Here is a 22,021-nt window from a genome sequence, read left to right as displayed (position 1 = left end):
ACTTTCAACTTTTGCCAGTGTTGATCTGTCAGCATGGTACGAGGCATAGCGAATAGTAAAATTGGGTTTGGCGATTTGATTTTACTACTTCGCTATTTTTTTAAGCTAAAAGTGTCAACACACCCTAGACTTCTTTCATAAGTTATACCAACTCGCCTTCGACAGGCTCAGACAGCGTTGGTTGAGCTTATCGAAACCAGACTTATGCAAGAGATCTATTTTTTTATTTATTTAATGTTGGCATTAATTACAGTTCTGTGTCACCTGAACCATTCAGGTTTTGCAAGTAACTAAAATTGCTGGCGAATTCTAAACTAGCGATGAATTCTAAGATGAATGATTTTTCGATGAAGCAATAAACAATAAGCAGGAGGGCAATAATTCTGGCAAACTGACCCGTAAAAATAAGTCCTTGTAAAGGTCAGGATCAAATCAGAAAAATAAAAATATAAGCCATGATCAGTACGATCAGAATAATATTGCTAATAATAAAAATCCGTCCAGTGCCACCCACGGTCGCTGTATCGCATTCCTTGCAATAGCCTTCAGGATTGGTTTGCTTGCCGCACTTATTGCAGAGGGCTGATTTGATTTTCATATTTAACCTCCCGTTAATGTATTCATGAACTAAATTAAGAACGGCTTAAGAATTTTACCTTACGGCAAATGCTGATGATGCAATAGCATAAAAATGTGATCGAGTATGCAATTCAGTTAATTGACGTAAGTAGTTGTAGTTTTTTTCAAAATTTGTTGTGTCAATATAAAATTTAAGTGGGTAAATAAGTTTGAATATCATCTTTAAATATATGCTTTGTTTAATTTATCTAAAAAATAAATAAAAATAACATATGCTTTATTGTTGCAATAGCGTAAAATTATGTCAGCCTAAAAATCTGGTTTATTTATGCCGCACCGAGAGAAAATACAAAGAGTCCGGGCTATTGGTTTCCCTGGTACTTTTAATGATGCCCCTCCTTTAGAAAGGCGCGATATGATAAGTCATCTTATTGAAGACGCTACTATATATTTTCAGCGTGGTGATTTGTCTGGTATCCTGTTTTATGGCGATAATCATATTTTTCATTATCTGGAAGCCAAAGCCAGTTATATGGACGAGCTTAAGCGGGATGTACTAAATTACCCCCTGTTTCATGGCCAGAAGTTTTTGTACGACGAAGCCATTCCACAGTGGAACTTTAAAACTTGGCAAGTCAAATATGTGCGTAATGAACAGCCGCTTAAGGAATTCTTTAAGCGACATGGCTGGGATCAATTCAACCCTTTTTTACTAGAGGGGGCATTGCTAGACGAGTTTATGCAAATTGTTATGCTGTATGCTGATGCTGGGGAGATATTCGAAACTGATTCTGCAGCAAATCAAATCCATCATGTGCCGGAAAAAGAAGCCACATTATGGCATTATATGCTGGGTACAGTGGCCTTAATTGCGCTGGCATGGCTAGCTTTTATACTGCTTAGTCATTTTGGTTATATTAACTTTACCCCGCTGTACCAACAATAATACCAAACCTCGGGCAGGAATTACCTTCAATCAAGGGTTGAGACACTGTCAGAAACAGCAAAGGCTTATGCATCTTATGTAAGCCTTTGCTTTTTATATTACGTCAAGTCATGCAAACCTTAGCTCAGTTCATTGCTAAGTAGAAAGCCCAGGTTGATCTGCTTCTTCGCCAAAAATATTTATGCAATGTGGTTAGAGTCTCACTTCTGCATTAGCTGGCTTTTTTCATCAGTCGCCGGGTGATATGAATTAGTCATGCAGTTGCTGGACGAATAGCTGGTAAGCCAGACACGTCATGCAAGGCATCATTTTGATGATGGTTGCTAGCTTCCAGCTTGCCCATTTCACGTGCACGTTCCAGCATATCAACCACCTCCTGAAATGACAGCATGACCGGGTCATCATCAGAAAATGGATAACGCACATTCAGGTTACAGTCTGGATCAAATCTGGTTTTATGCAGGCGATTGGGAATAAGACTTGTTGCCAATGTCCTGCCTGACAATTTTTTACCCATAGCTTTACTCCTTCTTGAAGTAAATTAATAAGGCCAATTGCCCTTAAAAACCACCCTGCTACTCAACCATAACGTCACAGCCTGACGCTAAACTGATAAACCGGATAGCTCAGGGATTTTCTGGTTATAAAATGCGCAGCATTCATAAGAAAAAATTTAAAATGGCATTAAATGGTTATAATAGTTCATTGAATTTCATGGACTTAAAATTTAAACGCAAGATTTTTAAATTGTGATGAAGTTTACATTACAATACCGCCTCGTGTTAGCCAGCATTGCGGAATTTTTATGTCGGAACAATCCAGTTCTTCATCGATTGCCAAAGCGCATCAGCAAGCCGAAACCATAGCTATTCAGCAGCCGTCCCCAGCGCCCAAGAGTGGCTGGACAGGGGATATTGCCACAAGCGGGGTAATCAAGATTGATGTGGTGTTACAGCAGCTTTGCCGTGCATTCAATACCTCACCATTTTTTCATCACCTGAACATGAAAATGATACTGGAAGGTCAGGACATCAAGTGCATTGTCGACATGGATAGTAATCTGATTGGCAATGTGGCGTTTCAGATCTTGCATGGCGGTGTAGCAGCCACATTACTGGACAGTATTGGCGGTATTGTGGCCATGGGCGAGCTTTATAAGCGGGCTGACAAGGATCACATTGCCGATACGGTAAAAAAGGTAACCCGGCTGGCCACAGTGGATATGCGCATTGATTATATTGCACCGGGCCGTGGCAAACAGTTTATTGGCTCGGCTGAGGTATTGCGCATGGGTCGTAAGGGCTGTACCACACGCATGAACATGCATAATGACGAAGGCAAGCTGATTGCAACCGGGATTGCCTCATATGCCTATTAGCGTTAATGCCACCAGATCTAAAACAGTTCATTTTAAAACAGGCTGTCATCGATGAACTGTCGCTTGGGTTGTGGCGCATGCTGCATTGCCCCCAGTATTAGCAGTCCCATCCCGGGTATGCCTCAGGGTAAGCCTGCCGGCCTTGCGTGATAAATCACTCATGCATTCAATTGGATGACCAGAATTTGTGCAAAATTTTTGGTCATTCCGAGCGGCCAAAGGTGTGTGGTTCATTGCAGCCAGAACAATTAATGTGTGGTAGCGATAATGCCGCTGCTTTTAGCTATTTAATTGAGCTGGAAAACCTGACTTCTTCAGCCTCATAAAGTCTTTTTAGGCTTTTTATTGATCAGTGTTTAAACATTGGGCAAATTCATTTTAATTTTATTAAAAATGCTATTTAACCCCCTAAAACAGGGGATAGTGTTTTTTTAGGCCTTCCTTAATATTTGCAGTAAGTCACATTAATCAGTGCTCGGGGTGCTGATGTCGACGTGCTCACTGCTAAAAAGGAAGTTCTAATGAAATCATTCAATTTTAAAGCATTAACACTTGCCGTATGTACTGGCGCTGCCTTAAGTCTGGCTGCCTGTGGTAGCGACAATGATGATAATAATAACACCACCAATACTGCACCAGCCAGCACAGAAACCATCAAAGGCATGGCTGCTACCGGCAAGCCATTTGCAGGCAAGGTGATTGTCAAAAATAAGGATGGCAAGGAATCTGCGCCTGTAGTCATTAATGCGGACGGCAGTTTTGAAGTAGCTGCACCCAAGGGCGGGCCATACCTGATCAAGGCTTATAATGATAAAACCGGGGATCAGGCCGTTACCCTCTATTCATATTCTGCTGATGCCAAAACCAATGTCAATGTGAACCAGCTCACTACCCAAGCTGTATTTACTGCCAATGGCCAAGCCAATCTGGATACCCTGTACAGCGACTGGGCTAAACAAAGCAGTGCAGTAACACAAGCCAAAATAGAAGAAGCAGCCAAGCAGGTGGCAGCTAACCTCAATAACCAGTTTGCTGCTGTGAATATTGATGCCAAAAAGCTTAATATTTTTAGTTATGACTTTAAGGCCGATGGTACTGGTTTTGATTCCGTACTGGATAATGTACAAATTTCAGGCTTTAACAATTGTACTATCAGCAGTTGTAGTGTGCAATACACTGTCAATGGCACAAATTTTTCATGGAATTACCAGATTAGCACCAATGGCTACTCATGGGTTATTGAAAATCCAAATGGTGGTTTTGGCGGTAATTACAACCTTAAAGTTACGACTTCAGTGAATGGCTTTGGCACTACCGTAGATATTAAAGGTGTACCAAAACCAGCTAACCAGCAAGAGTTTTGCGGTGATGCCGATATTAAAGAGCAGTTGCCAGCGGGTTATGTATTAAATAGTTGTTCATTTAGTGGTAATACCGGCAATATTGCGGCAACAGTGTCAGCCAATGGATTTAGCGTAAGCTACAGCGTAAAATATGAATATACGCCTGCTTGATAAACTACTCTTAGCAATACAATAATTTTCACAGTGCATCTAATGCCCCGATAAATTTTGGGGCTTTTTTAATTCTGGCTTATAAAGTTAAAAACTGCCAATCCAGTCCTGCTTTCGATGAAAGTCAGCCTGCACACCTGAGTGTTGTAAGGCAAAGTAAAACTCCCGCTGCTTCTGGGTTTTTATAACGCTGGTCATGCCAAGAATCAGATCGTTCCAGCCACATTGATGTGCTTCAAAAAATTGTTGAAAACTTAGCACAGCTTCCAGCTTTTGTGACTGGTTTTTTAGCTCCAGCAATTGAACATCATGGGCTGCTACAGGCGGCAGTTGGGCAGGTTCACGGTAATTCTCAAAGCCATAGCAATTCCAGACGCCTGCCGGACTTAAATTAATTTCCCGGTAAACCGTCTGGTTTTTAAGGCCGATAAACAGTTCAAAACAGGTGTGTTGCCATAAGTAATCACGACGCGGGTAGCCCAGCGCATCTCCATCAAAGCTGGTGGAAGGAGAGTTATTTAGGCAGGAAGCCAGATTATCCGCTGAATCCGGCCACAGCACCTGCTGCTCGGGATCATTTACCCAGAACAGCACGCGCACTGATGACGGCAGCAGGATTTCAGTAGCAGTAACAATGCGAATGCTGCGGTCTGGGGTAAACGGTTCTAACTCATAGCTCGGCAAGATCCGCTACCCCGTAAATTACATATCATAAAATACTGACTTGACCCTGCTTATTTGGCTAAGTGGGCAAAGCGGATCAGGTTGGATAAATGCTGGTTCTGTTTATCAGCCTTTTTATACAGCAGCACAATTTTGCCAATTTGCTGCACAATTTCGGCATCAGTTTTTTCAACCAGCTCTTGCATTAGCGCCGCGCGCAGTTCACGGTCTTCACCGCTTACTTTGACTTTGATCAGCTCATGGTCATTCAGTGCACGGTTGGCTTCTTCAATAACCCCTTCGGTCAGGCCCTGACTGCCCAGCATCACCACAGGATGCAGTGCATGTCCGATTTGACGTAAACGCTTACGTTCCTGATTTGAAAGACTGCTCATACACTGAACTCAAACAACATTAAATAAGATGGGCCATTGTAGCGAAAAACCCTGTCGCACGAAATCATTATCTCAGACACCAAGGGTTTATCATGCTATCTGGCTACACCCTAGCTACACCAGCGCTGCTAAAAAATCTGGTGAATACCCTGAGTTTAAAAAATCAACTTGGCTCAAATCCACTGAGTACAATTTTGCTGGCATCTACCAGTTGTTCAACCTCATTGAGCAACTGGCCTTGAGCCTGCATGTCCGGCGTTTGAAATAGCGAGCGGGTAAACATGAATTCCCAGTGAATCGCCACACTTTTATGCTTGAGCAAACCAATGTCCAGTTGGTCAGGATCATCAATTAAAACCAGTGCGCCCTGTGGTTTAATGATTTCACTAATTGCCTGCAAATGATGATCAGTAGATCTCTTGCATAAGTCTGGTTTCGACAAGCTCAACCAACGCTGCCTGAGCCTGTCGAAGGCGAGTTGGTACAACTTATGAAAGAAGTCTAATGTGTTATGCTTGGCTTGAGTTAAATTTCATGTGACATGAGTGCCGCCATGAGCTATTCGTTTAATCGTGCCCCTTTTCCCGCAACCCGCTTGCGCCGCGTCCGAAAGCATGACCATATCCGTGAAATGGTGACTGAACATGAACTATTGGCCAAGCACCTGATTTATCCGGTTTTTGTATTACCCGGTCAAAACCAGACCCAAGATGTGCATAGCATGCCGGGTGTGCAGCGTATGTCTGCTGACTTGTTACTCAAAAAAGCCGAAACCCTGCTGAATCTGGGGGTAAGCAAGCTCGCGTTATTCCCTGTTACTCCGCAGGAAGATAAGAGCTTGGAGGCCAGTGCTGCGTGGCAAGCAGATGGATTGATACAAACCACGATTCGCCTGCTTAAAACAGAACTACCGGAAATGGTGCTCATTAGTGATGGGGCGCTTGATCCTTATACCACGCATGGGCAGGATGGCATTATTGATGAAACGGGCTACGTACTCAATGATGAAACGGTGGAGGCACTGGTCAAACAGGCCTTAAGCCATGCTGAAGCAGGTGCGGATATTATTGCCCCCAGTGACATGATGGATGGCAGGATTGGTGCGATCCGTCAGGCACTGGAACAAAACGGTTTTATTTATACCAACCTGATGGCCTACTCGGCCAAATATGCCTCGGCTTATTATGGGCCATTTCGGGATGCCGTGGGCAGTGCCAGCAACCTCAAAGGCGGTCACAAGAAAAATTACCAGATGAATCCGGGTAACCGCGCCGAAGCCCTGCATGAAGTTGCACTAGACTTGCAGGAAGGTGCTGATATGGTGATGGTTAAACCCGGCCAGCCTTATCTAGATCTGGTGCGTGAAGTCAAAGACACGTTTGGCGTGCCAACTTTTGTTTATCAGGTTAGCGGTGAATATGCTATGCACATGGCTGCCATTCAAAACGGCTGGCTGAGCGATGCCGTGATCCTGGAATCCCTGCTAGGTTTCCGACGTGCTGGAGCTGATGGTATTTTAACTTATTTTGCAGAAACGGCCGCCAGAATGCTTAAAGGCCTTAATTAATGAAGGTACTGATTGTTGGCGGTGGTATTATTGGCCTGCTCAGTGCCCTTGAGCTGTCTCAGGCTGGCTGTAATGTGACCATTCTGGACAAGCAGGATTTCGGACAGGCGGCCTCGTGGGCTGGCGGTGGCATTTTGTCGCCGATGTATCCGTGGCGCTATCCCGATGCCGTGAACCAGCTGGCGCGTTTTGGCAAGTCCATGTATCAGCAATGGCAACCGCTCCTGCAACAGGCTACCGGACTGGATATTGAAATCAATCCATCCGGCATGCTGATTCTGGATGAAGCCGATTTTAATACCGGGCTAGGCTGGGCTGCACATGACCATGATCTGCAGCAAAGCGCACAACTGTTAGATGATTCAGCACTTAACAGTATTAATCCGCGTTTAAATCCTCGCATCACGCAAGGCTTATGGTTTCCACAGCTTGCCAACATTCGTAATCCACGTCTACTTAAAACCCTGATTACCTTTTTAAAGCAGCAACCCAATGTCCGTATGCAACCCTTTACGACAGTGCAGCGTTTTGAGGTTAAAAATAATAGCATTCGCGCCGTAGTGGATGAAAAAGGCACACACTGGCAGGCAGATCAGTATGTGATTGCCACAGGTGCATGGTCTGGCCTGCTAAGTGAACAGTTTGAATGGCATATCCCTGTTAAGCCGATTCAAGGCCAAATGATCCTGTTTAAAGCGCCTGCACAATGGTTACCAAGCATGGTGATGCATCAGGGCATTTACCTGATACCGCGGCTGGATGGTCATATTGTGTGTGGTTCCAGCACCGATGATCTTGGTTTTAATACCGATGTAAATTCTGAGATTGGTTTGAAGCTTCAGCAAACCGCTTACCAGTTGATACCTGGCCTGCAGGACATGCCAATTGCCCATGCGTGGGCAGGTTTAAGACCTGGCGTGCCGGATGGTGTGCCTTATATTGGCAAGGCGCCCCCTGGCCAATCACAACAGCTTAACAATTTATGGCTGAATTGCGGACATTTTAGAAATGGTCTGGTGATGGCACCCGCGTCTGCCCGCCTGTTAAAGCAACAAATACTGGGCGAAACCTTAATGGTTGACGAGGCAGCTTATTTGCCCGCCAACCGGTTAAGCTAATTCAAACTTTTATTCAACACCTTAAGCCAAAGTTACTAAGCCAGATTTACTAAGCCAAAATTACGCTGGCTGGCAATTTGCCATGTGCTGCAAAATAAATGGCTTGTTCCAAACGGTCATTGCCCCAAAAGGGTTCATTGCCTACCATCATGAATGGCGCACCAAACACATCCTGCTGTAGCGCCTGTTGGGTTTGCTGTTTTAATTTTTGCTTGCCCTCATCACTGTTGGCCTCAGCAATAATCTGTGCACTGTCCTGCCCCAGTTTGTCCAGAATATTAGCAATCAGCTCACTGTTACCAATGTCCTGATCATGGGCAAAGTTAGCCGTATAGACTGCACGGATAAAATCGCCAATCCATTCGCTTTCTGCATAATTGGCGGAAATACGCGCAGCCAGCATGCCATTGCGTGGGAATGTAGAAGGCCGCTGATACGGCAGATTCAGGCTGGCACAAATGCGCTGCATATCATGCCACATATAGTTACCCTTGGCTGGAAAAAGCTCATTTGGTGTGGTTTTCCAGCCATACTGCTGAAATACAGCACCCAGTAAAAATACCCGCCAGCGCACGTTGACCCCAGCTTGTTCGGCCAGTTGCTCTACCCGCATGGCAGCAGGATAAGAATACGGACTAGCATATTCAAACCAGAAATCCAGTGTTTTTTCCATGGCTAAGTTCCTTATGTTATAGAGAGTGTGATGGCTAAATGGTGTAATGAATCATTGAAAGGCTGATTTTGCCTGTAACAGCCTGTGTTTGCTCATAGCAGCCTGATTAATTGACATGCCGCTGTAGAACCAGCTGAAACTCATCCCGTTTGGGTTCACCCAGTACCTGTTCAACCAGCTGGCCGTTCTGATAAAGCAAAATGGCTGGTGGGCCAAACACGTTAAGGGTTTTAAGAACGGCACGACTGTTTGCATTGGTTTGCGTGACATCCAGTTTGACGCGCGTCCAGCCCTGTAATTCAGGCACCGGATTTTGCAAAAACAGTTCACGCTCAACAATTTTGCAGGCAATGCACCAGTCTGCACTAAGCTCAACCAGCAAGCGTGGATGCTGTTGCTGATATTGCGACAATTGTGCTGTGGTATAAATCACATTCACTGGCTGCGGCGTATGGTCTTTTTTCAATAATGGGTTTAAAGGCCGTAAGGGATCAGTAGCGCCAAGGCCTGCCCCAACCACTTGCATCACCGCCCACAGTCCAACCACAATCGCCAAAGCCTTGGTGAACAAACTGCCACGTCCCGCCCAGTACCAGAGCCACAAGGCAAAAAACAGGCTAAGCACGGCCCATAACAACAGCATCCACGGGCTTACAAACACCCGGTTCAGCAAGATTAGCGCCACGGCAAACAGCAGCAAACCAAAACCACGGCGTACCCAGTTAAGCCAGTTGCCTGCTTTGGGTAAAAACCGGCCTTCGGTTGCACCCAGAATCATCAGTGGCACACCAAGTCCCAGACCTAAGCAAAATAATGCCACGGCGCCCAGCCACGGATTGCCCACAGTAGATACTGATAGCAAAACCCCAGCTAGTGGTGCAGACAAACAGGGCGATACAATGAGCGCGGAAAAAAATCCAGCAACCCAGCAGCCCAGCACACTGCCCGACCATTTGCTGGACTGGCCATATTGTCCAACCTTTTCAATACGGCCGCGGACAAATGCTGGCAGGCGCAGCTCAAACAGCTCAAAGCTATGCAGGGCCAGCAGCGCAAAAACAACCGCAAAACCAATCAGAATGGCAGGATGCTGCGACCAGGCAATCAGGTTAATCTGATGACCAAATAATGCAATCAGCGCTCCTAACATGGCATAACTACAAGCTACTCCGATGGCATAACCCGCAGCCAGCAAAAAGCCATGTCCCGCCGAGCGGCGATGCTGGGTTGCCACCAGATTGGCCACAATCGGCAGCATGGGCAGCACACAAGGCGTAAAAGCCAGTCCAAGCCCTGCCAGAAATAATAGACCCAGCGCCAGCAAGGTATGATCCGCCAAACCAAATGGATCACTGACCATACTGTTGCCAGTAGCTATTGACGCAGGCTGACTTGGTATTGCCGCAGCAATTTGAGGACTGTCTTTGAAAGGGGAACTTTTAGCTGGTTGTACATCCGGTAAAGGTGTCGCCACAATCGGCGGTGCATCCCCCAACGCAGTGATCTTGACGCTGGTTTTATTGTCTATCGTGGTTTGTGCTTTGGCATCAGGTTTCTGAGTGTTGCCAGTCTGGATATTGTCAGTCTGGGCATTACCCTCTTGTTTAGATTCCTGTTTGTTACCAGTCTGAACTATAGAAGAATTTTCTTTTTCCTTCGCTGGTTTGGCATTGATAATCCGGGTTTGAAATTGCTCTGGCGGATAGCATACTCCTGCCTTGGCACAGCCCTGCCAGTTTAAGGTTAATGTGCCATTGCCCTGCACCGGCACAGTCAAACTGATATCCTGATGAAATACCGGCACACGGCCAAATTCAGGATCATTTTCAAATTCTGGTTGCTGATCGAAGCTGATTTTACCAACCGTTAAACCCGCATTACCCTGCACTGAAAAACGCTGCTGGTATAAATAATGTCCTGGCACCACATTGGCCTGAATGATAACCTTGTCAGCAGTTTGCAAGGCTGAAAACTGGAATGCCTGAGTGGCTGATAAAAATGCGGGCTTGCCACCCTGCTGTCCCAGCAAAGTTTTGGACTGGTTAAACGCTGTACCTGTATTTTTTTGGCCAAAAACACTTTGTGCAGGGGCCGTATTATTGGTTTCAGCGAATGAATTGGCTGGCGGTTCTGCGCTACTGATGCTGTAAACGGCGGCACATCCCACACCAATCAATAGCCTGATACCCAGTCCGCCAAACCCTAATTTTAACAACATTAAACCAACATCCTGCGACTTCATTGTTTTATAACAGTCTGCCAGTATAAAAAACAATGATGACTTTCCACCAACAAATATTTCCGCATTTTGTTAATGGGTTTTGTTACTTCAAAAAATATTTTTATTTTTGCAAAAATTCTGTCAACGCTTTATTCACCTGTAGCGTTATATAAGGGAATCACTTCATATTTACTGGTTTGGCTCTGTGTCATCGATGGCATCCTGATATAGGGCTCTTTTATTTGTTGTAGCATCCATTCTTCTGGAATGGGCAGCAAATCTTGGCGGCTGGTCTGAAACTCTCACATGCGCAAGCAGGGCCAGCCGTTATTTTTAATACTTTCTTTTTTATTATTAGATCTCTTGCATAAGTCTGGTTTCGACAAGCTCAACCAACGCTGCCTGAGCCTGTCGAAGGCGAGTTGGTACAACTTATGAAAGAAGTCTATTGTTTATAAAAATATTTACTCAGCGCGCATTGCCTCAAGCATTGCCATTATCCCGTGCTGAATCAACTTGCCTGTTCAAGTTCTTATTTGGTATTTAATTGCCTAATCAACATCATTTCCTCATGTTTTTTCTTAAAATTTTCTGTTTTTGTTATTCGTATTTTCTACTGGATATTTAACTCAACCATTTCAAAATGTAATGCTATGCCCTAATCAGGTAAGTACGTGTTACAACGCAGCTTTTTGAAACATTTACTTAACGTTTCGCCCCAAAACTAAAACATTGTTGTCGTAATTCAATGCGTTAAATTAATTTTACCTTCTTAATTTATTTGACCGATGGATGATGACTTATGGAAACTTCAAATCAGCATAGCAATATTCATCATGACCGCGTAACGGTCAGTGATATGCCATTGTGGTACAACCGTGTTTCCTGGGGCGCAATTATTGCCGGTACAGCTGTTGCATTAGCGGTTCAGGTACTTTTAATGCTGTTGGGTACAGCGATTGGCATGGCAACGATTAATCCTGCCAGTGAAGCCAATCCAATGGATGGTATTGCAACTGGTGGCTTAGTCTGGTGGACTATTAGTTCCATTATTGCCATGTTTATTGGCGGCTGGGTTAGTGGTCGCCTGTCTAATGGCAATCCCAAGGATGGCCTGATGCATGGCGTCATGGTCTGGGCCTTGTCTACCCTGCTGATTACCACGGCAATGGGTCGCGTTGTGACTGGTGTAGGCACCCTGATTGGTCATGGTCTGTCACTGGGTACCACCGCAGCAGTAACTGCGGCGGCCTCCAATGATGATGATTCAAATGATACCCTGCGTAAAAATGGTTTTAATCTGGATAATATCCGCCAGCAAGCTGAAACCCTGCTACGCCAGACTGGCAAACCTGAATTGCAACCGGAAAACCTGCAAGCCAAGGCTGAAAATGCAGCAGACACTACAGCGGCGACTGCTCAGGCCAATGCCAATACTACACCTGCACAGCAAAATGCCAATGTAGACCAGTTACTGCAAAACCTGTTCCGTGAGGGTCAGGACACTGTACAAGCAATTGACCGTGAAGCCATGGTGAATGTACTGGTTGCCCGTGGCCAGACTCAGGCTGAAGCTGAACGTACCGTTGATGGCTGGATCGGCACCTACCAGACTGCCCGCCAGCAAATCAAGGCTGCTGAAGCCAAAGCACGTCAGGCAGCAGATCAGGCTGCTGAAGCTGCGGCTAAAGCAGCGCTGTGGGCCTTTATTGCCTCACTGCTGGGTGCAATTGCTGCTGCCATTGGTGGCCGTATGGCAATCCGTACTGTAGAAACCACCCGTGTTACCACTAACCGTAATGTATAACGACGGCACGGTTTATCAATAACAGGTGCAAGCCTGTCCAAAAGCGAAGCTGATCCGGCTTCGCTTTTGCGCATTTGATATAAGCTCAGCAGCGCTGGATATATAAGTTTTCACGATCTCACAAATTCTAATCATTTCAGCCTATTAGTTTACTTTTTTAAAACTTTAGTAGCTTGAAGCTCCTAACTTATGCCCTTAGGCTGTTTACACCGTATTAATAACGAGGTAAGACACAATGAAACTACCAGTACTTGTTGGTATCGCGATGTTAGGCAGTGTTGCCATGAGCAATGCACAGGCAGCCCCAATGGGCGAAGCATTCCAGTACAATCCAGCCAAACTTCAGCAAGTGTGCCGTGGCAAGTCACAGGGCGCTCCTGTGTCTCTGGCCATGAATGGAGTTGTGTTTAACGGTACGTGTGAATACCGCTATATTCCTAATTCGCGCAGTGTACGCAACATTGATCCAATGGAAGCCGATCAGGCCTGTAGCGGCCAAGCCAGTTCTTCTGTCAATGCGACTGTAGATGGCAAGCAAGTGGCTGGTAAATGTGCGCTGGCCTTCAAAAATATTGGCCCGAGTGATATGTCTGGAACCAGCGCTGCCACTACAGAAGGCGCCACTATCACTACACCGTAGTAGCAGTTTGATCATCTGGCTTATTGCCACATTAAACTACAGTCAGGCCATGGTCATGTTCGCCTATGCCATGGCCTGATTGCTCACCCTGCCAGCAACTATTTTTCTGTCTATTAAACCGATTTAAGCCCACAAAAATAATCCATTCAAAAAATTCTTCTGCTTTGGCATAGCCCAGTTTCACCAAAATCTGGTAGCCTTAAAACCAGATTACCCCGCCAATGCGAACCAAGGGATATGCTGCATTTTTTTCATACGTCTGACTGGCATCTGGGACAGTTTTTTTATAATCATTCCCGGCATTATGAGCACGACTGTTTTTTAAACTGGCTGTTGGAACAACTACGTGAGCACCAGCCGGATGCCCTGCTGATTGCCGGTGATATTTTTGATGTGGTTAATCCCTCCACCGCTGCCCTAAAGCAACTGAACCAGTTTATTGCACAGGCGCAGGCACAGGTGAGCCATTTGCAAATCCTGATGATTGCAGGCAACCATGATTCGGGTCATCGGCTGGAACAGGTTGAACCGCTGCTGACCAAATACAATACGCATGTGGTGGGTCTGATTGAATGGCTAGACGACAATACGCTTAATTTCGATAAGCTGTTGCGCCCCATCCACAATGCACAGGGTGAAATTTGCGCCTGGTGTATTGCCCTGCCCTATTTACGTCCGGCTGAAATTACGGGCAACGGGCAGGATTATCAGCAAACGGCTCAGGCCACCGAAGCGCTGTATCAGCAACTCATTGAAGAAGCACGTCGCCGCAAGACCAAGGATCAGTCGCTGGTGCTGATGACCCATGCCCACATGCAAGGCGGCACCAGCTCGGATTCGGAACGGCCAATTGTAGTAGGCAATGCCGAAGCCCTATCCACCAAATTGTTCCATGAAGATATCCAGTATGTGGCGCTGGGTCATTTGCACCGGCCCCAGCGTATTGAACACGAGCATATCCGCTATAGTGGCTCACCCATTCCGCTGTCGTTTAGTGAAGTTAATTACAAACACCAGATTGTCAAAGTACAGCTTCAACCAGACAGTCCAGCTGCTATCCAGCCCTTGCTCGTACCACGCCGTGTGCCCTTATTTAAAATCAAGGGTACGCTGGATGAAGTGCTGCAAAAAACCAGAGAGCTGGAAGCCCGTAACCCCCTGCCACTGGCGCAACAGGCGTTTGTTGATATTGAATATTACAGTGACACACCGCCACCACCGGATTTCAGGCAGCAAGTTGAAGCCGCCTTGCCACAGGATAATTACCGTCTGGTGCGGCTTAGCCGGATGGCCAAACCACTGACCCAGCAAATTGCACCGGATAGCGATGACCTGGCAACGCCAATAGCGCCGCCTACGCCAGCAGAACTGTTCCAGCAACTCTGGCAAAAGCTGGGTTTTGTGGAAGATCCGCAAGTGCTGAAGGATTTCCAGCAATTGTCCATGCAGGCTGAACAGCAGGACACAGGGCAAACTGCGCTGGAAACCAAAAAGGCTGTGGAGAATCACACTATCAACATGGCACCACCAGACGCTGTATGAATAATCCGTTATGAAAATTTTAAGTTTGCGGCTGGCTAATCTGGCGTCAATTGCTGGCGAGCATGTAATTAATTTTGAACAGGAACCGTTAAAAAATGCGGGGCTGATTGCCATTACTGGTATTACCGGTGCTGGTAAAACTACTTTGCTGGATGCCATTTGCCTTGCCCTGTTTGACCAGATTCCACGTTTGCAACACGCTGAAAGCCTAAAAAAAATTACGGATGTGAGTGGTGAGGAACTACTCATTAATTCCAGCAAGAATATTCTGCGGCGAGGGTGCGTACAGGGCTTTGCCGAAGTCGAGTTTATTGCACAGGATGGCAAGCATTATCTGGCACGCTGGGAAGTAAAGCGGGCGCGCCTAAAAGCCAGTGGAAAATTACAGGATGTGCAGCGTGCCCTGCGTTGTATAACTGATGGTCAACTCATTTCTGAGCGCACCAAGGAATGCAACGACAAAATTACCCAGTTGCTAGGTTTAACCTTTAACCAGTTTACCCGGGCAGTGCTGCTGGCTCAGTCGGAAGTGACTGCATTTTTAAAGGCCAAAGACAACGAGCGCGCTGACCTGCTGGAGTATCTCACCAATTCGGATATTTATTCACGCATTGGCATGGCTTCGTTTGCTGCAACCAAACAGGCTCGTGAGAAAGTAGAAAGTATTGAGAAAAAAATAGGTGATCAGCTGCCCTTAACTGATGCTGAACGCCAAGTTTTGCATGAACAACTGCACACTGCCCAGCAGCAATTGAATGAACAGCAGCAGCAAAAACAGCAGCTTGAAAAACAACTGGAATGGTACAGCCAGCAGCAGCAATTACAACATCAAATTACCCAGCAGCAAGAAGTACTAAATACTGCCCAGCAACAATTGGATGCCTTTCAGCCGCAAATGGTCTTTTTGCAACAACTGGAACAATTTGAACCTGTACGCGCCAGCTTTTTGCAGGCACAGCAATTTGAACAGCAACAGGTAGAATTATTAGCAACCCGGCAACAGGCTGAACAACAGGCAATTGGGCTAGCGCAGCAACTCAGCCAACAACAGCAGCATTATCAACAGCAACTGGATGTCTTTCATTGCCTGCAACAGCAGCAGCAAAGCCTGAAACCGCAACTGCAAACTGCCCAGCATTGCGAACACCAGTTGGCCAGCCTGAATGTTCATATTAGTCAGCAGCAGGATAAACTGGAACAGTTAAGCGCAAAGCTGGCACCACAACTGGCTGAACAACGCAGTCTGGAACAACAGCAAACGCGCTTGCAAACCCAACAATTACAGCAACAGACTGTTCTGGCACAAACGCAGGAATTTGCCTGCTTTGATGCCGAACCACAAGCAGCAATTTTAACCATTCAAAAAGCAGCACGGTTACGTGAAGAATTAACACGCCAGCAGCCCAATATTTTTCAGCAGGATATAGCCAGCCAGCAGCAACAGCTCGAGCAGATTAGCCAGCAGTTAAGCAGCCTGACAACCCAACATGGCAGTCTTGAGCAATTTGAACAGCAATTGCATGAAACCCAGCAACAACTGGAAAAGCAGCATAAGCATCACGCTGCATGCGAGCGGATCAGCGATCAGCTTAAATCCTGGCTCAAGGTAGAGCAGCAAATTCTGGCCATGCAGCAGCAACAAGCCAGCGAACAGCAACAGCTGGATACCCTGCAAGCCGAAGCCCGGCACGCCAGTCAAAAAACGCGAAATGCCGAGTTACAGCTTAAAACCACCCAGCAATTGCTGAATGAACAACGCCTGTTTACAGCGCAAAGTGTTAAGGAATTGCGGCAACAACTAATGCCAGATCATCCCTGCATGGTTTGTGGCAGCACCGCGCATCCGTTTTATGATCCGCAAAACCTGCTCAATGCCCTTAACCAGCAACTGGATGCCCAGCAGCAACAGGCAGAACTGGCATTACAGCAGGCACGCCAGCAAGAAACCCAACTCCAACAGCAGATTACCCGCCTGCAAACCAGCCTTGACCAGCTTGGCAACCGTCAAAAGCATACCACTGATGATCGGCAAGGCATTCTGGATGAAATCTGCAAGATCAGTAGCAAGTTTTATCAAAAGCTGGAACAGCAACCGGAGCTTAGTTTTGCCCAACAGTTGCTAAAAGATATACAGGACAAACTCGACAGCAGCCGAACCACACTGGAACAGCAATGCCAGCAGCAGCAAGCCCAGCTTAAAACTTGGCAACAACTGGAAAAACAGCAGGAACAAGGCCAAAAACTGCTGGAAAAACGGCAGGAACTGGCAACGCTGGAACAACAAACGATTGAAGTTTTAAATCCGTCGTTGCTACAGGCATGGCACCAGCAGTGTATTGAGGAGTCAAGCCAGTTTGTCCAAAGCATTCAGTTACGCTGCAAAGCCCAGGAACAACTCAAACAACTGGAAAAACAGGCGCAACAACAGCACCAGCAATTGTTGCAGCTACAATCTGCCATTCATCATGCACAGGCGCAACACACTGAATTACAGCAGCAACTGAAACAGCAGCAGGCCAGTCAGCAGCAAATCCAGCAGCAACTTGATGCTGTGTTTACGCAATATGCAGCGCCTTTTACAGTGCGCACCACCGAGGATTGGCAGCAGCAACTACACCAGCAGTACCAGCAACAGCAGCAGCAACTGAACCAGTCTGACCAGCTTAAGCAGCAGACAGAAAAACAGCACATTAAAGTGCAGCAGCAACTGGAACATCTACAGCAGGATTTGCACAAGAACCAGCTTGCCCTACAGCAAGTGCAACAGAAAATTATGCAGTGGCAACAGCAGCATCCTGAGTTACAGCCCCCAGTAATTGAAAAATTGCTGCATTGTGATTATGTGCATAAGCAGCAGCTTCAGGAACAATGCCAGCGCCTGCAACAACAGCGCCAACAAGCTGAAAATACGCTCAGTGTTTATCAACAGCAATGGCAGCAGCATTTAACCAGTCAGCCAGTGCTGAACATGCAAGACTTGCAAGTCCGTATGCTGGATCTGATTCAGACCTTGCAACAAATGGATGAACAATACACCGCCCTAAAGCTTAAAAAAATGCAGGATGAGCAACAACAACAGCAAGCCGTGCAGTATCAGACTGAACTCAACAAAGCCAGAGCCGAGCATCACCGCTGGGACAAGATTTCAAGCCTGATTGGTGATGCCAAGGGCGCAACCTTTAAAAAACTGGCGCAGCAGTTTCATCTGCACATGCTGGTTGAGCTGGCCAATCAGCAGCTTGCCGCCTTAACCCCGCGTTATTCGCTGCGCTGTATTGAAGATTCGCTAGGCTTGACCATTGTTGACCATTACATGAATGATGAAGTACGCCCTGTGCTGTCGCTATCCGGCGGCGAAAGCTTCCTAGTGTCACTGGCGCTGGCATTGGGCATTGCCAACATGGCGTCCGGCAATACCAAACTGGAATCTCTATTTATTGATGAAGGCTTTGGTACACTGGATCAAAGCTCGCTGCATGTGGTGATGGATGCGTTGGATCGCCTGCAAAGTCAGGGTCGCAAGGTGGTGCTGATTTCCCATATCACGGAAATGCATGAGCGCATTCCGGTCAAGATTCAGGTGATTCCGCAGGGATCTGGTGCTAGCCGGATTGAAGTGGTGGGTTAATGTCTATTTAGCAATAAGATGCTTAACTACTCCACGAATTCGACAATAACTCAGCCTGCTGCATCACCAGCTCAATGGCATCGTTGGCTTTATCCGGCGGATATTTCCAGCGTTGCAGGGTACGCCGCACCAGTATTTTAAGCTGCGCCCGCACACTGTCGCGCACTTGCCAGTCTACCGTGGTGGATTTACGCAGTTTTTCAGTGATCTCACGGGCAATCTGTTTTAGCGTCTCGTCGCCCAGTTCGCGCACTGCACTTTCATTATTGGCCAACGCATCATAAAAAGCGATTTCATCAGTACTTAACCCTAAGTCAGATTCACGAGCCATTTCAGCCTGAAAATCCTTAGCCATTTGGATAAGCTCTTCAATAACCTGTGCTGTTTCTATTGCCCGGTTATTGTAGCGGCGTAGCGTTTCCTGCAAACGGTCAGAGAAGCGTTTTTCCTGCACCACATTATTTCGCGTTTTCGCCTTAATACCATCATGGAGTAATTTTTCCAGCAGCTCAACTGCCAGATTGCGGTAGGGCATTTGCCGCACATCTTCCAAAAACTCATCTGATAACAGGCCAATGTTGGGTTTATCCAGACCACACATGGCAAACACATCGGTCACCCCATCGGCAATTACCGCATTATCCAGAATCTGCTTGAGCGTGCTGTCTTTTTCCGCTTGTGACAGCTTACGATCCACCGAGGTATGCTTGCTAATAACGGCTTTAATGGCTGAATAAAAGGCAATTTCTTTGTGCAGTGTTCTGGCTTCATCCAGCGTGCTGCATAAAGAGAAGGCTTTATTGGATGCCAGCACCAAATCAAGGAAGCGTTTTTTACCGTCCTTTAAGCCCAGCACATAGTTGGCGGCGGGAATAATCAACCGGTGTGCCTGAGTTTCAAACGCGCTTAAATCCATACCCGCCTGTTCAGTGGTTTTGGCAAACATGCCACGTAGCGCATCCATTTTTTCAGCCAGCACGGCATAGGCTTCTTCGGCGCGTAAGGTCGGCTCACCCTTGCCTTTGGCATCGGTATAGGTTTTTAACGCCTGTTTTAGTTCGTTGGCAATGCCAATATAGTCCACCACCAGACCGCCCTGCTTGTCCTTAAACACCCGGTTCACCCGTGCAATGGCCTGCATCAGGTTATGGCCTTTCATGGGTTTGTCGATATACATGGTATGGGTACAGGGCGCATCAAAACCGGTGAGCCACATATCGCGCACAATCACCAGTTGCAGCGGGTCATTCACATCCTTAAAACGTTTTTCAAGTCGCTTTTTAGTTTGCTTATTATAAATATGTGGTTGCAGCAGAGGCTTGTCTGAGGCTGAGCCCGTCATCACAATTTTAATTTTGCCCTGCTCAGGGTCAGGGTCGTGCCAGTCAGAGCGCAGGGTAATAATCTCATTATACAGATGCACGCAAATCTCACGGCTCATGCTGACAATCATGCCTTTGCCCGCTGTGGTATCCGTTCGAGCTTCAAAATGCGCCACCAGGTCGGCCGCAATCTGTTTTAGCCGTGGAGTAGCGCCCACCAGTTTTTCCAGCCGACTCCACTCACTTTTGGTCTTTTCACGGTTGCCGACATCTTCTTCATCTTCTACTACATCATCAACCTGATCGGACAACTCCTCAATTTCAGCTTTGTTAATATCCAGTTTGGCCAGACGTGATTCATAATAAATTGGTACGGTTGCGCCATCATTGACCGCATCCTGAATGTCATAAATGGAAATATAATCACCAAACACCGCGCGGGTGTCTTTATCTTCGCTGGAAATCGGCGTGCCAGTAAAACCAATAAAGGCGGCGTTTTTAAGCGCATCCCGCATATGCTTGGCATAGCCAAATTTATAGGTTCCATCGCTAGACAACTTGGCTTTTAAGCCATACTGGCTACGGTGCGCTTCATCCGACATCACCACGATATTGTGGCGGCCATTTAATAAAGGATGCTCCGTTTCACCATCCAGCAGGGCAAACTTCTGAATAGTAGTAAATATAATGCCGCCTGAAGCACGCTCGGCCAGTCGTTCACGCAACTCATCGCGGCTATTGGCCTGCACTGGCATTTGCCTTAATAGCTCTTGTGCCTGACTAAAGGTTTCAAACAGTTGCCCATCCAGATCATTACGGTCGGTGACAATCAGCAATGTGGGATTGCGCATCTCGGGTTGCTGTCTAATCTTGGCCGCATAGCAGCACATGGAAATGCTTTTGCCTGAGCCTTGCGTGTGCCACACCACCCCGGCCTTACCCGAGCCACGCTGTACCTGCTGGCCATAGGTCGCACGCGGGCTTTGTACCATGCCAGCAGGCGGTTCACTGGCGGCAATTAGCGTCACCCGCACCGCCTCACGCACGGCATGAAACTGATGATAACCGGCAATTTTTTTAATGATGCGCTCGCCGTCAGTTTCAAACAGCACAAAGAAGCGGATGTAATCCAGAAACAACTCGCGGTCAAAGAAGCCGCGCACCAGTGTTTCCAGCTCCCACTCTAACACAGGTTTATCATCTTCATTTTTAATGGTGCGCCACGGCAAAAAACGCTCCTGATTGGCGGTCAGAGAGCCGACCCGCGCCGTTACCCCATCACTGACTACCAAGGCTTCGTTAAAAACAAACAGATCAGGGATTTCTTCCTTGTAGGTTTGTAGCTGGTTAAAGGCATCCCAGATATCGCATTGTTCATCGGTTGGGCTTTTTAGCTCCAGCACGGCTAAAGGAATACCATTGATAAAGCAGACAATATCAGGACGGCGCGGCTGCTTGCTGCCTTGGATGGTAAATTGATTGATTGCCACAAAGCGGTTTTGCTGCACATGGTTGAAGTCTATTAAAAAGGCATGGTCATTGATCCATTCATCCTGCTTTTTATAGCTGACCGGCACACCTGCCAATAACATGCGATGAAAAGCACGGTTACTGGTCACCAAATCCAAGCTTTCAGGCTTGCTTATCTTTTGCCAAACCTGTTCAAAACAGCTTGCAGGCAAATGCGGATTCAAGCGTTCAAAAGCTGCTTGTAAATCCGCTTCAATAAGAACTTGCTTATAGTCTTTACGCAAAGGCGTGCTACTGTCAGGTGCAATATCGACACCATGAACGACTTCCCAGCCATTTTCATAAAACCAGTCCAAGCATAGGTTTTCGAGTTGTGTTTCGTTCATGGTTGAAATTCTCTTATATTAGCCTTTTAAAATTACTTACTTTCGTTTGCAATTAAATAACAATAATATTTTATATCAAATACTTAAATTAAAATTATTATCTACTTCCATTTGTGATGAAATGAAAAGTATGTTGTCCTTTTGCAGCGCCTCTTGCCAAAAAAGTTAAGTT

The 22,021-nt window shown here is 46.5% G+C and carries 18 protein-coding genes and 1 pseudogene; 10 read left to right on the top strand and 9 right to left on the bottom strand.

The window, feature by feature from the left end; genetic code table 11:
• Positions 1-427: 427 nt before the first annotated feature.
• Positions 428-598 carry a hypothetical protein gene (locus E2B99_RS14530; RefSeq protein WP_166738963.1) on the bottom strand — a complete coding sequence of 57 codons (171 nt, stop codon included), beginning with the start codon at positions 596-598 and terminating at the stop codon, positions 428-430.
• 396 nt (positions 599-994) lie between these two features.
• Between E2B99_RS14530 and E2B99_RS02115 the strand changes: the two genes are divergently transcribed.
• Positions 995-1,525, top strand: a complete 531-nt coding sequence (locus E2B99_RS02115; RefSeq protein WP_166738962.1) for a BLUF domain-containing protein — start codon at positions 995-997, stop codon at positions 1,523-1,525.
• Between the two features lie 253 nt (positions 1,526-1,778).
• On the opposite strand, the gene E2B99_RS02110 is transcribed toward E2B99_RS02115, so the two are convergent.
• On the bottom strand, positions 1,779-2,042 hold the full coding sequence (locus E2B99_RS02110; protein WP_134243344.1) for a hypothetical protein: 264 nt from the start codon (positions 2,040-2,042) through the stop codon (positions 1,779-1,781).
• A gap of 288 nt (positions 2,043-2,330) precedes the next feature.
• Here E2B99_RS02110 and E2B99_RS02105 point away from each other — a divergent pair, with 288 nt between their 5' ends.
• The 3 genes from E2B99_RS02105 to E2B99_RS14805 all read left to right on the top strand — a co-directional run bounded on the left by E2B99_RS02105 (position 2,331) and on the right by E2B99_RS14805 (position 4,417).
• Complete coding sequence (locus E2B99_RS02105; RefSeq protein ID WP_134243343.1) at positions 2,331-2,903, top strand: thioesterase family protein; 573 nt, start codon at positions 2,331-2,333, stop codon at positions 2,901-2,903.
• 185 nt (positions 2,904-3,088) lie between these two features.
• Positions 3,089-3,229, top strand: coding sequence for a hypothetical protein (locus E2B99_RS14810; RefSeq protein WP_240687692.1), 141 nt, complete (start codon positions 3,089-3,091; stop codon positions 3,227-3,229).
• 195 nt (positions 3,230-3,424) lie between these two features.
• Positions 3,425-4,417 (top strand): carboxypeptidase regulatory-like domain-containing protein, encoded by a 993-nt coding sequence (locus E2B99_RS14805; protein ID WP_240687691.1) that lies wholly within the window; start codon positions 3,425-3,427, stop codon positions 4,415-4,417.
• A gap of 87 nt (positions 4,418-4,504) precedes the next feature.
• Here the strand turns inward: E2B99_RS14805 and E2B99_RS02090 are convergent, their stop codons facing one another.
• The 3 genes and pseudogenes from E2B99_RS02090 to E2B99_RS02080 all read right to left on the bottom strand — a co-directional run.
• Complete coding sequence (locus tag E2B99_RS02090) at positions 4,505-5,101, bottom strand: hypothetical protein (RefSeq protein ID WP_134243342.1); 597 nt, start codon at positions 5,099-5,101, stop codon at positions 4,505-4,507.
• A gap of 50 nt (positions 5,102-5,151) precedes the next feature.
• On the bottom strand, positions 5,152-5,475 hold the full coding sequence (gene yhbY / locus E2B99_RS02085) for a ribosome assembly RNA-binding protein YhbY (RefSeq protein WP_134243341.1): 324 nt from the start codon (positions 5,473-5,475) through the stop codon (positions 5,152-5,154).
• A gap of 190 nt (positions 5,476-5,665) precedes the next feature.
• Positions 5,666-5,887 (bottom strand): annotated as a pseudogene (locus E2B99_RS02080) (zinc-binding alcohol dehydrogenase family protein); the annotation flags it as partial.
• 141 nt (positions 5,888-6,028) lie between these two features.
• Here E2B99_RS02080 and hemB point away from each other — a divergent pair.
• The gene (gene hemB, locus E2B99_RS02075) at positions 6,029-7,042 is read left to right on the top strand and encodes a porphobilinogen synthase (protein WP_134243339.1); all 1,014 of its coding nucleotides are present in this window, start codon (positions 6,029-6,031) and stop codon (positions 7,040-7,042) included.
• Positions 7,042-8,160, top strand: a complete 1,119-nt coding sequence (gene thiO, locus E2B99_RS02070) for a glycine oxidase ThiO (protein ID WP_134243338.1) — start codon at positions 7,042-7,044, stop codon at positions 8,158-8,160. Before hemB ends, thiO begins: the two co-directional genes overlap by 1 nt.
• Before the next feature lie 49 nt (positions 8,161-8,209).
• On the opposite strand, the gene E2B99_RS02065 is transcribed toward thiO, so the two are convergent.
• Together E2B99_RS02065 and E2B99_RS02060 are read right to left on the bottom strand one after the other, a co-directional pair.
• Positions 8,210-8,833 carry a 2-hydroxychromene-2-carboxylate isomerase gene (locus E2B99_RS02065; RefSeq protein ID WP_134243337.1) on the bottom strand — a complete coding sequence of 208 codons (624 nt, stop codon included), beginning with the start codon at positions 8,831-8,833 and terminating at the stop codon, positions 8,210-8,212.
• 106 nt (positions 8,834-8,939) lie between these two features.
• The gene (locus tag E2B99_RS02060) at positions 8,940-11,051 is read right to left on the bottom strand and encodes a protein-disulfide reductase DsbD domain-containing protein (protein WP_166738961.1); all 2,112 of its coding nucleotides are present in this window, start codon (positions 11,049-11,051) and stop codon (positions 8,940-8,942) included.
• A gap of 805 nt (positions 11,052-11,856) precedes the next feature.
• Between E2B99_RS02060 and E2B99_RS02055 the strand changes: the two genes are divergently transcribed.
• Both E2B99_RS02055 and E2B99_RS02050 read left to right on the top strand, forming a co-directional pair.
• Positions 11,857-12,861 carry a TIGR04086 family membrane protein gene (locus E2B99_RS02055; RefSeq protein ID WP_134243335.1) on the top strand — a complete coding sequence of 335 codons (1,005 nt, stop codon included), beginning with the start codon at positions 11,857-11,859 and terminating at the stop codon, positions 12,859-12,861.
• Positions 12,862-13,096: 235 nt separating this feature from the next.
• On the top strand, positions 13,097-13,501 hold the full coding sequence (locus tag E2B99_RS02050) for a hypothetical protein (RefSeq protein WP_134243334.1): 405 nt from the start codon (positions 13,097-13,099) through the stop codon (positions 13,499-13,501).
• Between the two features lie 31 nt (positions 13,502-13,532).
• Here E2B99_RS02050 and E2B99_RS14695 read toward each other — a convergent pair whose 3' ends face one another.
• Positions 13,533-13,685 (bottom strand): hypothetical protein, encoded by a 153-nt coding sequence (locus E2B99_RS14695; RefSeq protein ID WP_205669622.1) that lies wholly within the window; start codon positions 13,683-13,685, stop codon positions 13,533-13,535.
• Between the two features lie 53 nt (positions 13,686-13,738).
• Between E2B99_RS14695 and E2B99_RS02045 the strand changes: the two genes are divergently transcribed.
• A complete protein-coding gene (locus E2B99_RS02045) occupies positions 13,739-15,043 on the top strand; it encodes an exonuclease SbcCD subunit D (protein WP_134243333.1) in 1,305 nt (434 codons plus the stop codon).
• Positions 15,044-15,053: 10 nt separating this feature from the next.
• The gene (locus E2B99_RS02040; RefSeq protein ID WP_134243332.1) at positions 15,054-18,671 is read left to right on the top strand and encodes an AAA family ATPase; all 3,618 of its coding nucleotides are present in this window, start codon (positions 15,054-15,056) and stop codon (positions 18,669-18,671) included.
• 22 nt (positions 18,672-18,693) lie between these two features.
• Here E2B99_RS02040 and E2B99_RS02035 read toward each other — a convergent pair whose 3' ends face one another.
• Complete coding sequence (locus tag E2B99_RS02035; protein WP_134243331.1) at positions 18,694-21,849, bottom strand: type I restriction endonuclease subunit R; 3,156 nt, start codon at positions 21,847-21,849, stop codon at positions 18,694-18,696.
• Between the last annotated feature and the right edge of the window lie 172 nt (positions 21,850-22,021).

Origin of the sequence: Alkanindiges illinoisensis (assembly GCF_004377485.1) — a bacterium.
In the GTDB taxonomy this organism is placed as follows: domain Bacteria; phylum Pseudomonadota; class Gammaproteobacteria; order Pseudomonadales; family Moraxellaceae; genus Alkanindiges; species Alkanindiges illinoisensis_A.
Note: the sequence above shows the minus strand (reverse complement) of the source record. Positions and strands in the feature narration are given on the sequence as shown.